This window comes from Nonomuraea lactucae, assembly GCF_003313395.1.
Lineage (GTDB): Bacteria > Actinomycetota > Actinomycetes > Streptosporangiales > Streptosporangiaceae > Nonomuraea > Nonomuraea lactucae.
Genome location: NZ_QNFZ01000563.1, coordinates 1 through 1,758 on the forward strand (window position 1 = coordinate 1; position 1,758 = coordinate 1,758).

The 1,758-nt window shown below is 65.3% G+C and carries 1 protein-coding gene; it reads left to right on the forward strand.

All coding sequences use genetic code 11. The features are described from left to right. Window positions 1-107: 107 nt before the first annotated feature. Window positions 108-1,715 (forward strand): hypothetical protein, encoded by a 1,608-nt coding sequence (locus DQW85_RS23625; RefSeq protein ID WP_113702266.1) that lies wholly within the window; start codon window positions 108-110, stop codon window positions 1,713-1,715. Window positions 1,716-1,758: the final 43 nt, after the last annotated feature.

A 1,758-nucleotide genomic window follows, 5' to 3' on the forward strand; every position in this document is an offset into this window, starting at 1 on the left:
CTAATGAGGCTCCGCCTCGGACCGCCGAGATTGCCGGTTCCGCTGGCGATCAGGCGTTGGTGAGTGCATCGTCACGACCATAGAAACGGTTGCGGTGGGTGGTCGCCATGGCGCGGGTCGTGACGGTGAACGATGTTCTCGACGGGCACGTGAGTTTGGACATCGAGTGCCTGGATCGCATCTATCTCAATGCCTACGTGCCGATCCTGCAGACCAGCGCGCAGGTGGTGGCGTTCCTGTCCGGGCACCTGGGCTTCCCGTTTGCCTCGCCGGTGCTGTTCAAGCAACTGGGTGATCGGTTCCGGCGTGCGGTCGCGGGTTTTGCCGAGGCCAACCACATTCCGTGGGTCAAGTTCGGCAAGGACGAGCCCAAGCTGGAGACGATGAAGCCGTATCTGGCCCGCCAGGCCGCCACCGGGCGCTCCGGGGTCGCGGCGATCGGGGTGGCGCAGGAGTTCCAGCGCGTATGGACCGCGCACGAGGGCAAGACCTCCACCGGCACCCCACGCTGGAGCTTCGTCAAGGCCGACCGGCGAGTGACCTGCTACTACTTCTATCTCTGGGACGAGAACTTCGGCCCGGCCTTCATCAAGATCTGCGCCTACTTCCCCTACCCGGGCAAGATCTGGATCAACGGCCACGAGTGGGCCAAACGCCAAGCCGCCAAAGCCGGCCTCGGCTTCACCGAACTGTCCAACGGGTTCGCCACCTGCCACGACCCTGCCGCGCTGCAGGAGATCTGCGACCGGCTCACCTCCGGCACCATCAACGTGTTCGTCCAGCGCTGGCTGCACCGCCTGCCGCTGCCCTTCGGCGACAAAGACCACGATGCGGGCTACTGGTGGGAGACCTCCATGCGGCAGATCGAGATCTCCCGCACCCTGGTCTTCGACGCTCCCCGGCACGCCCGCGGCTTCTTCGAAGCCCTCATCGCCGACAACCTCGACATCGGCCGCCCGCACAACGTCGAGATCATCTTCGCCCGGCGCATCCGCCGCGACACCCGAGCAACCTTCCGCACCGCGATCGACCGCCGCGACAACGGCGGCGTCATCGTCAACGTCTTCTACAAGCACTCCCGGATCAAGCAGTACCTCAAAGACGGCCGCGCGATGCGCATCGAGACCGTCATCAACGCCCCCCGCGATCTGCGTTGCAACGCCCGCCTGCCCAACCTAGAGGAGCTTCAGGTCAAGGCCCGCGCCGCCAACCGGCGCATACTGGAAGTCGAACGTGCCGGCCAGGGTTGCGTCCTTGCGAGTCCAGCCTTTGAGCGGATCGCGCACCCCACCACCGATGAGGTGGGGCGGAGGACCCCGGCGCTACGTTTCGGCGATCCTCGGGTCATGGCCCTGGCCGGCGCCCTGTGCCAGACGCTGCTCGCCGCGACCGGCTTCACCAACAAGAACCTTCGCGTCTTGATGACCGGACTGCTCGGCACCACCAGCTACAGCACAGGCCAGATGACCTACGACCTCCGGCGGTTGCGCCTCAACGGCCTGATCCGCCGATTGCCCCGCTCCAACCGCTACGTCCTGACCGACGACGGCGTGCGCATCGCCGTCTTCTACACCAAGATCTACAACCGGTTACTCGTCCCGCTCACCGCGGCCGACCAAGCCCAAGCGCCACCCGAACTCCGAACGGCGCTCAAGACCATCACCCGGCATGTCGACGACTACGCCGCCCAAGCTCGACTTCCTCGGGCGTCGTGAAACTTGACACAAACCTACAGAAACCAGCGACCGAAGATCGCTA